We start from the raw sequence: 9,241 nt of genomic DNA on the forward strand, positions 1-9,241 counted from the left end.
GGCGATGGATCGCTCGCCCCCGCGGATGGCATTACAGGCTCGAATTCTTCGCGAACTGCTCCTTCAAGAAGGCTTTCATGTCCGCCCATGAACTCATGTCGGCGGTCTGGTTATAGCCAATGTCAGGCCCGCCATGATCCCCGTGGCTCAGCTTGTCGGCGTCCGGGTTGGTGAAGCCGTGCTTGGCGCCGTCGATGCCGACGAATTTGTAGTCGGCCTTCGCGGCGTCCATTTCTTTTTTGAAATCTGCAACGTTCTGCGCGGTGACCATGGTGTCGCCATTGCCGTGTTCGACCAGGATTGGCGTTTTCGTCACCCCTTCCTTCGCTGGGGTTTTGGTCGCCAGCGCGCCATGGAAACTGATCACTGCGGCCAGCGGCTCACCTCGGCGCGCGGCATCCAGCACGACGCCCCCACCGAAACAGTAGCCGATGGCAGCGATTTTCTGCGGATTGGTCTGTGGCTGCTTTTTCAGTTGCTCGACCCCGGCATCGAAGCGTTTGGCCGAGGCGGCGGCGTCTGCGGTGGCCGCTTGCATGAACGCCATGGCGTCCTTGGGGTGCTCCGTGTTCTTGCCGTCGCCGTACATGTCGATGGCCATCGCGCTGTAACCCAGCACGGCCAGGTCTCGGGCGCGGCGCTTGGCATAATCGTTCATGCCCCACCACTCGTGAACCACCACCACGCCCGGGCGCGGCCCCTTGATGGCGTCGTCGTAGGCGTAATAACCCACCAGTCGGGTCCCGTCGGCACTTTGGTAGTCGATGGTGCGGGTCTGGACTTCGGCCTGTGCCAGGCCGGCCAGGCAGGTGAGGGTAAGGGCGAGCAGATAACGCATGTTCATCTCCTTTGGTCGAGGGCGTGTTCGGCCTTGAGCCTAGACGATTGTGTCTAAAGGGGGGCGCGACCCCACTTTGGCATGAAGGCCGCACGCAGTGGACAAACGGCCCTTCCTTGGTCTGGACCCCTCTTGCACGACGATGTTCAGCCCAGGTTCAGAACGCGTTCAGGAGGGGTTCAGCGCTTGCTGCGTATGCTCGATCCCGTACCCAACAAGGCGCCTGGCGCCGGAGGACCTGCACATGGTGACGATCAACAAGTTTTTCCTGGCTCTGGCTTTTCTGGGGGGCAGCGCTGCCGCGCAGGCCGCTGAAGGCAATCCCGATGCGGTGCGCGTGGACCTGGCGCGCAACAGCAAAAAACTGTCGGGAATCATGATGGCCAACACGGTTAGACTCTCCGATGCCACGTCGGCGATGAGCGGTGCCTACGCGCCACAATCGTCTAGCCTCAGCCAGGGTCCCGACAACTATTTGCCCGTCTATCATCGGCTGTAAGCCATCATGGTCAAAGGGTCACCCACCGAGAGGTATGTCTGTGCCTGGGAGAGCGTCATGAAACTGCTGGTTGTCGAAGATGAAGCCCTGTTGCGCCATCACTTGCAGACCCGGCTGACCGAAAGCGGTCATGTGGTCGAAGCGGTGGGCAATGCTGATGAGGCGTTGTATCAGGTCGGCCAGTTCAATCACGATCTGGCGGTGATCGATCTGGGGTTGCCGGGGATCGGCGGGCTGGACCTGATTCGTCAACTGAGGGCGCAGAACAAAGGGTTTCCCATCCTTATTCTCACCGCTCGCGGCAATTGGCAGGACAAGGTCGAAGGGTTGGCGGCCGGCGCGGACGATTACGTCGTCAAACCCTTCCAGTTCGAAGAGCTGGAAGCCCGAATGAATGCGTTGTTGCGCCGCTCCAGTGGCTTTACCCAGTCCACCATCGTCGCCGGGCCGTTGACCCTGGACATCAACCGCAAACAGGCTTCGCTCGACGAGCAGCCGTTGGCGTTGACGGCCTATGAATACCGGATTCTGGAATACCTCATGCGTCACCATCAGCAAGTGGTGCCCAAGGAGCGTCTGATGGAGCAGTTGTACCCGGACGATGACGAGCGCGATCCGAACGTGATCGAGGTGCTCGTCGGTCGCCTGCGCCGCAAGCTGGAAGGCCCGAGCGGGTTCAAGCCCATCGATACCGTGCGCGGGTTGGGGTACCTGTTCACTGAGCGTTGTCGATGATTCGATCGCTTCGCGTCCGTTTGATGCTGGCCGCCGCGACACTGGCGGTCATTTTCATGTTGCTCATGCTGCCTGCGCTGCAGAGCGCATTCAGCCTGGCGCTTGAAAGCTCGATCGAAAAGCGCCTCGCTTCGGACGTGACCACCCTCATCTCGGCCGCCCGCGTGGAAGAAGACCGGCTGCTGATGCCCACCCTGCTGCCCGGCGAGCAGTTCAGCCTGCCCGACAGCCGCTTGCTGGGTTACATCTACGACCGTGCGGGCAAACTGGTCTGGCGGTCACGGGCCACCGAAGACGAGAACATCAATTACCAGCCTCGTTATGATGGGCTCGGCACCGAGTTCGCCAAGATCCGCCAACCCACTGGCGAAGAGTTTTTCGTTTACGACGTGGAAATCAAGCTGCTGGGCGGGCGCAATGCGGCCTACAGCATCGTGGCCGTGCAGCCGGTGCGCGAGTATCAGGAAACCATCTCCGGCCTGCGCAAAAAACTCTATCTGGGCTTTGGCGGCGCGTTGTTGGTGCTGTTGATCCTGCTTTGGGGAGGGCTGACCTGGGGCCTGCGCTCATTGCGCGGCATGAGCCAGGAGCTCGACCAAGTGGAGGCGGGTTCCCGGGAAAGCCTCAGCGAACAACACCCCAGTGAACTGTTGCGTCTGACCGATTCACTCAACCGGCTGCTGCGCAGCGAGCGCGAGCAACGCACCCGTTACCGTGACTCGCTGGGCGATCTGGCCCACAGCCTGAAGACGCCGCTGGCGGTGCTGCAGGGCGTCAGTGAGAACTTCGCCAAACGCCCCGAGGACCTCGAACAGGCGCGCATCCTGCAATCCCAGATCGAACGCATGAGCCAGCAGATCGGCTACCAATTGCAGCGCGCCAGCTTGCGCAAAAGCGGGCTGGTGCGCCATCAGGTCGCCTTGAAGCCGGTGGTCGAGAGCCTGTGTAACACGCTGGAAAAGGTCTATCGCGACAAACGCGTCGGTGTCACGCTGGATCTGCCGGACGACTGTCAGGTGCAAATGGAGGAGGGTGCCTTGCTTGAAATGCTCGGCAACCTGCTGGAGAACGCCTACCGGCTGTGCCTCGGCGAGGTCCGGGTCAGTTGGCGTCCCTCGATCATGGGCAACGAGCTGTGCATCGAGGATGACGGCCCTGGTGTGCCCCAGGGTCAGAGAGCGCGGATTCTGGAGCGCGGCGAACGGCTGGATCGACAGCATCCGGGGCAGGGCATCGGGCTGGCGGTGGTCAAGGACATCATCGAAAGCTACGGTGCGCAATTGACCCTGGAGGATTCGGTACTGGGCGGCGCAGCGTTCCGTGTGAGGTTTGCGATTTAAGTGCCCTCGGTTTGCCGGGCCTCCAGTCCCCTACAAGCGCCGTAGCGTTCTTTCTACTGCCACCCATGAGTTCTGGAATGGGCGGATACCCGCCACTGCACAGGCTTTTTCATCGTGAATGGGCGGAAAACCGCCACCAGGGATGGCACTTTTCAACCAGTGTTAACCAGGCAGTCCATGCCGTTCGGGGCCTGCAGCGATTTGTTGAATCATGGCACGGTGCTTGCGATAGACAGCGCAGAGGTCTGCCCCGTGCAACTCGACAAAAACAAATCCCTCCTGGCAGGAGGGTTCGCACTTTAGGCTCCGGCGTATCAGGCACGATGCCGCCGAGGCTCTTGAGGACACTGCAATGACGACTCGTCAGCCTATCTACAAATCCCTGTATTTCCAGGTGATCGTTGCCATCATCATCGGCATCGCCATCGGTCACTGGTACCCCGATGCCGGTAAAGCGCTCAAACCCCTGGGCGACGGCTTCATCAAACTGATCAAAATGGTCATCGCCCCCATCATCTTCTGCACCGTGGTCAGCGGCATCGCTGGCATGCAGAGCATGAAATCCGTAGGCAAGACCGGCGGCTACGCCCTGCTGTACTTCGAAATCGTCTCCACCATCTCGCTGATCATCGGCCTGGTCGTGGTCAACGTCGTGCAGCCTGGCGCTGGCATGAACGTCGACGTGTCGACGCTCGACGCTTCGAAGATTGCAGCCTATGTCACTGCAGGTCAGGACCAGAGCGTGATCGGCTTCATCCTGAACGTCATCCCTAACACCATCGTCGGCGCCTTCGCCAACGGCGATATCCTGCAAGTGCTGATGTTCTCGGTGATCTTCGGCTTCGCGCTGCACCGTCTGGGCGCGTATGGCAAGCCGATTCTGGATTTCATCGACCGCTTCGCCCATGTCATGTTCAACATCATCAACATGATCATGAAACTCGCTCCCCTGGGTGCGCTGGGCGCCATGGCGTTCACCATCGGTGCGTACGGCGTAAGCACCCTGGTGCAACTGGGCCAGTTGATGCTCTGCTTCTACATCACCTGCCTCCTGTTCGTGCTGGTGGTGCTGGGCGGTATCGCTCGCGCTCACGGCTTCAGCATTCTGAAGCTGATCAAGTACATCCGCGAAGAGCTGCTGATCGTGCTCGGCACCTCGTCGTCCGAGTCGGCCTTGCCACGCATGCTGATCAAGATGGAACGTCTGGGCGCGAAGAAATCCGTAGTGGGTCTGGTGATCCCGACCGGTTACTCGTTCAACCTGGACGGCACTTCGATCTACCTGACCATGGCTGCCGTGTTCATCGCTCAAGCGACCAACACCCACATGGACATCACCCATCAGATCACGCTGCTGCTGGTGTTGCTGCTGTCTTCCAAAGGCGCTGCGGGCGTGACCGGTTCGGGCTTCATCGTTCTGGCGGCCACCCTGTCCGCTGTCGGCCACCTGCCGGTTGCCGGTCTGGCGCTGATTCTGGGTATCGACCGCTTCATGTCCGAGGCACGCGCGCTGACCAACCTGGTCGGTAACGCCGTTGCCACGCTGGTTGTCGCCAAGTGGGTCAAAGAGTTGGACGTGCCGCAGATGAATGCCGAACTGGCGTCTGGCGGACGTGCTATCGAAGAGAACCGTCCACATGACGACCTGGGCGTCGCCGAAGGCCAGCCACAGGTGAGCCGTTCGTAATCGCTTCGCGTCACGCTGAATTGAAAAAGCCCGCCCCGGCGCACTCCGGGGCGGGCTTTTTCGTGGGCTGAGGACACGTACTGCTCTTGCGTCTGCCCGACGGGCGCCATCGGGCATTGCCGCCTGGGTGACCCGCATCTACGCTGTCCGCATCACCGATGCCCAGGGATGCCCCCGCATGCAAGGCCCGTTGTCTTCGCTCAAAGTGCTCGATTTCTCCACGCTCTTACCGGGCCCGTTCGCCTCGCTGCTGCTAGCCGACATGGGCGCACAGGTGCTGCGCATCGAGTCACCGACCCGGCCGGATTTACTGCGCACGATGCCGCCCCACGATCAGGGGATATCGGCCAGCCATGCCTACCTCAATCGCAACAAACGCAGCCTGACGCTGGACCTCAAGCGCCCCGAAGCGGTGGACGTGGTGAAACGGCTGGTAGCCGATCACGACATTGTGCTGGAGCAGTTTCGGCCCGGCGTCATGGATCGCCTGGGCCTGGGTTACAGCGCACTCAAGGCGATCAACCCCCGGCTGATCTACGTCGCGATTACCGGGTACGGCCAGACCGGGCCCTACCGCGCTAGAGCCGGGCATGACATCAACTACCTGGCGTTGGCGGGGCTGGCGAGCCAGACCGGTCGTGAGGGCAGCGGACCGTTGCCGTTGAGCGTGCAAGTGGCGGATGTCGCCGGCGGTTCGTTGCATGGGGTCATCGGGCTATTGGCCGCGGTGGTGGCTCGCCAGCAGACCGGCCACGGCCAATTCGTGGACATCAGCATGACCGATTGCGCCTTCAGTCTGAATGGGCTGGCCGGCGCTGGTGCGCTGGCCGCCGGCCTTGAACCGGAGCCGGAAGGCCACTTTCTCAACGGTGGCAGCTATTACGACTATTACCGCAGCCGCGAGGGCCGGTGGTTTTCCGTGGGCAGCCTGGAGCCGGTGTTCATGAAGACACTGTGTGAGGCGCTGGGCCGGCCTGAGCTGGCCAAGCGTGGCCTCTCCCCCGAACGCAGCGATCAGCAGGCCCTCAAGGCAGAGTTGCAGATCGAATTCGAGCGGCGCAGCTTTGAAGAACTCGAAGCCCTGTTCGCTGGCGTCGACGCCTGTGTCGAACCGGTGTTGCGCTTCTCCGAAGCGGTTGACCACCCACAGTTGCAGGCTCGTCAGGTCGTCATGCCGGTGCCGCGCGGCGACGGCTCTTCGCAGTTGCAGATGGCCTGCCCGATCAAGTTCGAAGACGGCTTGCCCGAAGCCCGGCACATTGGCGTCGCTTTGGGCGCACACAATGATGAGGTACTGAAAACGCTCCAGTTCAGTGACGCCGAGATCGAAACGCTGCGCCGCACAGGGGTCCTTGGCTAAGCGTCGGGGCCGGTGGCGGGCATGTTCATGAGCCTGCTTACGGACGGCGAGGCTCGAGCAACGCTTTGCCGCTTCATTCCACCCGCGTTTCGCCGCTGAATACAAGGATCTCCCGGCAGCGACGGCACAAATAGCGACGCCCCTTGCGCACCAAGCGGTGACGCTGCACCGAGAACGGAAAATCGCTTTCCGGGCATGGGCAGCGATAGATGTAGCGGGTCACGCGGCGTCGTTTCACTTCGTAGTTATGGCAACGGTTGGGCGGCAGTTCGTACACCCCGCGCATGATCAGCTGCCATTCTTCGCCGTGGGGCTGGATGGTGTCGCCGAACAGTTGGTGGGCGACCAGATGCGCCACTTCATGGGCGACGGTCTGGCGCAGGAAGTCTTCGGTGTTTTCCCGGTACAGCTGAGGATTGAAGCGCAGCATGTTTTCGTGCAGATGCGCGACACCGGCCTTCTGGCCGCGCAACTTGAGGCTGACCACCGGGCGTTTGAAAGGGCGTTTGAAAAATTCTTCAGCGAGTTGGTAGCAGGATTCGACGCGGGTGTTGAGTGGTTCGAGCATGCTTCATCGGTCTCCAGAAGAGACGAGTATGCCGCAAAGCACGCCTTGCCCGAAAACTGAAGCTGCCGAATGGTCGTGAAGGCACCGCACAACCCTGTGGGCGCGGGGCAAGCCATGCGTCCACAGCGTTTACAGTCGTCAGTTCGTGTACTCGGGGCCTACCCCAACCCCCCACAGCACCACGGTGAACGCCATGATCGCCACGAGCACCACCAGGCCCACCGCCAGAACCGAGCTTGAGAACATGAAGCCTTCGTCCGGATGGATGTTCATGAACACCGGCAGCCCAACGTACAGCAGGTACACGGTGTAGCAAACCGCCGCCATACCGACCATCATGCCCAGCCACATGTGAGGGTACAGCGCAGCCAGGCCGCCAAGGAACAATGGCGTCGCCGTGTAGGTGGCGAATGCCACACAGCGTGCCAGGCTGGGACTGGCATCGTAAGTGCGCGCCATCCAGTGGATGAACGCGCCCATTACGGCGACCCCGGCAAGCATCGCCAGGTAGGACATGATTGTCATCCAGACGGCGCTTTCGCTGGTCAGCATCACCGGCGCCCGACCGCCGATGACCCAGCCGACCTGCGTGGTGCCGATGTAAGCCGACACCGCCGGAATCGCGGCCATTATCAGCGTGTGGGTGAGGTACATGTGGCCGATGGTCTCATCTTCGCCACGTATCTGTTGCCATTCCTGATCGGGGTGGGTGAACAGCCCCAAAACGTGATGGATCATGCCTTGGACTCCTCCGCTGAAACCGTCGCGCCTGGCTGCCTGATGCGGTCAGGGCAAGGCCACGTGCTGCAAAGGGAGAGCGGCTGCGACCTCATTGCAAGTATAGGAAGCTGCATCTCGCGAAAAACGGGCGCTTTAGAGTAAATCGTGCCTTCAGCGTCGAGGGTAATAGCCAGAGATGATCATGAGGCAGTACGTAGCCACGCCCTGATGTATCCACGACTCACCCCGCGCCGGATCCCAGGTCTACAGGCACCGCTTGGCGAGACGATCAGCAGGCATTACCACCTGGAACGTTTATGCGTAAAATACCGCCCCTTTCCAGAGTCACAGCGAGCGAAACCAGCGCCATGGGCACCCTTTCAGTCAACCAGAACAAACTGCAGAAGCGTCTGCGTCGGCTTGCGGGCGAAGCGGTGGCCGATTTCAACATGATTGAAGAGGGCGACAAGGTGATGGTCTGCCTGTCCGGCGGCAAGGACAGCTACACCATGCTGGATGTGCTGATGCATTTGCAGAAGGTCGCGCCGATCAAGTTCGACATCGTCGCGGTGAACATGGATCAGAAACAGCCGGGTTTCCCGGAGCATGTGCTGCCTGCCTACCTTGAAGCGCTGGGGGTGGAATACCACATCGTCGAAAAAGACACCTACTCGGTGGTGAAGGAGCTGGTACCCGAAGGGAAGACCACCTGCTCACTGTGTTCGCGCCTGCGTCGTGGCACGCTGTACACCTTCGCGGACGAGATCGGGGCGACCAAAATGGCCCTGGGGCACCACCGTGATGACATCGTCGAAACCTTCTTCCTCAACATGTTCTTCAACGGCACGCTCAAGGCCATGCCACCCAAGCTGCGCGCCGACGATGGCCGCAACGTGGTGATCCGCCCGCTGGCGTATTGCGCCGAGAAGGACATTCAGGCGTACTCGGACATGAAGCAGTTCCCGATCATTCCATGCAACCTCTGCGGGTCGCAGGAAAACCTGCAGCGTCAGGTGGTCAAGGAGATGCTCCAGGACTGGGATCGTAAGACCCCGGGCCGTTCGGAAATGATTTTCCGTAGCTTGCAGAACGTGGTGCCTTCGCAGCTGGCGGACCGTAATCTGTTCGACTTCGCCAGCCTGAAGATCGACGAGACGGCCGCTTCGCGGTTTGTCAATGTCGTGAATCTTTGAGGTTGGACGAGCGTTTCCAAGCTGTGGGGGCCGTTCATGGCGCTGTGATTTGAGATTGGGGGCAGATCCGTTTGCGCGTGGGCTGGGAGCTGGGGTTTCGCTCTTTGCGGGCGACTCCATTTTGTTCTTGGCAAAAATGGGGCCGCTGTAAAAGCGGAACGGTGAATCGGCGTCACCCTCGTCAATGGATCAGCTCGCCTACATCCGGACACACGGCTCAACTGGATTGCTGAAGCTGGCGTAGCTGGAATCGGGGGCAGATCCGTTTGCGCGTAGGCTGGGAGCTGGGGTTTCGCCCCTT

General features: G+C 60.9%; 9 protein-coding genes. 6 read left to right on the forward strand and 3 right to left on the reverse strand.

Annotation, left to right across the window (positions count from 1 at the left end; genetic code table 11):
• Positions 1-31: 31 nt before the first annotated feature.
• A complete protein-coding gene (locus tag N5D61_RS25360; protein WP_279894636.1) occupies positions 32-838 on the reverse strand; it encodes a dienelactone hydrolase family protein in 807 nt (268 codons plus the stop codon).
• 244 nt (positions 839-1,082) lie between these two features.
• Here N5D61_RS25360 and N5D61_RS25365 point away from each other — a divergent pair, with 244 nt between their 5' ends.
• The 5 genes from N5D61_RS25365 (at position 1,083) to N5D61_RS25385 (ending at position 6,459) form a co-directional block, all read left to right on the forward strand.
• Complete coding sequence (locus N5D61_RS25365) at positions 1,083-1,337, forward strand: hypothetical protein (protein WP_108240065.1); 255 nt, start codon at positions 1,083-1,085, stop codon at positions 1,335-1,337.
• A 57-nt stretch (positions 1,338-1,394) separates the two neighbouring features.
• A complete protein-coding gene (locus tag N5D61_RS25370; protein WP_108240064.1) occupies positions 1,395-2,072 on the forward strand; it encodes a response regulator transcription factor in 678 nt (225 codons plus the stop codon).
• Positions 2,069-3,412 (forward strand): ATP-binding protein, encoded by a 1,344-nt coding sequence (locus N5D61_RS25375; protein WP_279894637.1) that lies wholly within the window; start codon positions 2,069-2,071, stop codon positions 3,410-3,412. Before N5D61_RS25370 ends, N5D61_RS25375 begins: the two co-directional genes overlap by 4 nt.
• A 352-nt stretch (positions 3,413-3,764) precedes the next feature.
• Positions 3,765-5,099: a dicarboxylate/amino acid:cation symporter gene (locus N5D61_RS25380; protein ID WP_108240062.1), complete on the forward strand. Its 1,335-nt coding sequence runs from the start codon at positions 3,765-3,767 to the stop codon at positions 5,097-5,099.
• Between the two features lie 178 nt (positions 5,100-5,277).
• Positions 5,278-6,459, forward strand: a complete 1,182-nt coding sequence (locus tag N5D61_RS25385) for a CaiB/BaiF CoA-transferase family protein (protein ID WP_108240061.1) — start codon at positions 5,278-5,280, stop codon at positions 6,457-6,459.
• A 73-nt stretch (positions 6,460-6,532) separates the two neighbouring features.
• On the opposite strand, the gene N5D61_RS25390 is transcribed toward N5D61_RS25385, so the two are convergent.
• On the reverse strand, positions 6,533-7,027 hold the full coding sequence (locus tag N5D61_RS25390) for a SprT family zinc-dependent metalloprotease (RefSeq protein WP_108240060.1): 495 nt from the start codon (positions 7,025-7,027) through the stop codon (positions 6,533-6,535).
• Between the two features lie 138 nt (positions 7,028-7,165).
• A complete protein-coding gene (locus tag N5D61_RS25395; RefSeq protein ID WP_279894638.1) occupies positions 7,166-7,765 on the reverse strand; it encodes a Yip1 family protein in 600 nt (199 codons plus the stop codon).
• Between the two features lie 350 nt (positions 7,766-8,115).
• Between N5D61_RS25395 and ttcA the strand changes: the two genes are divergently transcribed.
• Positions 8,116-8,940, forward strand: a complete 825-nt coding sequence (gene ttcA, locus N5D61_RS25400) for a tRNA 2-thiocytidine(32) synthetase TtcA (protein WP_108240058.1) — start codon at positions 8,116-8,118, stop codon at positions 8,938-8,940.
• Positions 8,941-9,241: the final 301 nt, after the last annotated feature.

It is taken from the genome of Pseudomonas sp. GD03842 (genome assembly GCF_029841165.1).
Lineage (GTDB): Bacteria > Pseudomonadota > Gammaproteobacteria > Pseudomonadales > Pseudomonadaceae > Aquipseudomonas.